Source organism: Coprococcus sp. AM100_B19A, assembly GCF_027662015.1.
Classification (GTDB): domain Bacteria; phylum Bacillota; class Clostridia; order Lachnospirales; family Lachnospiraceae; genus Allocoprococcus; species Allocoprococcus comes.
Genome location: NZ_JAQDKN010000044.1, coordinates 1 through 1,345, shown reverse-complemented (window position 1 = coordinate 1,345; position 1,345 = coordinate 1). Strand labels below are relative to the sequence as shown.

The window sequence follows — 1,345 nt, the reverse complement described above, 5'->3', positions numbered from 1 at the left end:
AAAGTAGGGAAATGTGTGAGCCAGCTGCCAAGAAAAGCCGCTATTGTTTGTACTGTACCCGTACCGTAAACCGACACAGGTAGGTGAGGAGAGAATCCTAAGGCCGACGGGAGAAGCATTGTTAAGGAACTCGGCAAAATGACTCCGTAACTTCGGGAGAAGGAGTGCCAGTGAGAGCTGGCCGCAGAGAATTGGCCCAAGCAACTGTTTAGCAAAAACACAGGTCTATGCAAAACCGTAAGGTGAAGTATATGGGCTGACGCCTGCCCGGTGCTGGAAGGTTAAGGGGAGAGGTTAGCGCAAGCGAAGCTTTGAACTTAAGCCCCAGTAAACGGCGGCCGTAACTATAACGGTCCTAAGGTAGCGAAATTCCTTGTCGGGTAAGTTCCGACCCGCACGAAAGGCGTAATGATTTGGGCACTGTCTCAACAATGCACCCGGTGAAATTGAAATACCAGTGAAGATGCTGGTTACCTGCGCCAGGACGGAAAGACCCCATGGAGCTTTACTCCAGCTTGATACTGGGATTCGATATTGTATGTACAGGATAGGTGGGAGGCGAAGAAGCATTGACGCCAGTTGATGCGGAGCCGCTGTTGGGATACCACCCTTGCAGTATTGGATTTCTAACCAGCAGCCGTGACCCGGCTGGGGGACAATGTCAGGTGGGGAGTTTGACTGGGGCGGTCGCCTCCGAAAGGGTATCGGAGGCGCTCAAAGGTTCCCTCAGAATGGTTGGAAACCATTCGAAGAGTGCAAAGGCAGAAGGGAGCTTGACTGCGACACCGACGGGTGGAGCAGGTACGAAAGTAGGACTTAGTGATCCGGTGGTATAAAGTGGGATTGCCATCGCTCAACGGATAAAAGCTACCCTGGGGATAACAGGCTTATCACTCCCAAGAGTTCACATCGACGGAGTGGTTTGGCACCTCGATGTCGGCTCATCGCATCCTGGGGCTGAAGTAGGTCCCAAGGGTTGGGCTGTTCGCCCATTAAAGCGGTACGCGAGCTGGGTTCAGAACGTCGTGAGACAGTTCGGTCCCTATCCGGCGTGGGCGTAGGATATTTGAGAGGAGCTGGCCTTAGTACGAGAGGACCGGGCTGGACTGACCGCTGGTGTATCTGTTGTTCCGCCAGGAGCATGGCAGAGTAGCCAAGTCAGGAAGGGATAAACGCTGAAGGCATCTAAGCGTGAAGCCCCCCTCAAGATGAGATATCCCAACGCAAGTTGTAAGACCCCTTGAAGACGACAAGGTAGATAGGGCAGAGGTGGAAGTGCAGTAATGCATGGAGCTGACTGTTACTAATCGGTCGAGGGCATAACCAAGAAGGTAGGACAGGGTAA

The 1,345-nt window shown here is 53.1% G+C and carries 1 rRNA gene; it reads left to right on the top strand.

The features are described 5' to 3' along the window. Positions 1-1,327 (top strand): 23S ribosomal RNA (locus tag PGQ33_RS16665); the annotation flags it as partial. Between the last annotated feature and the right edge of the window lie 18 nt (positions 1,328-1,345).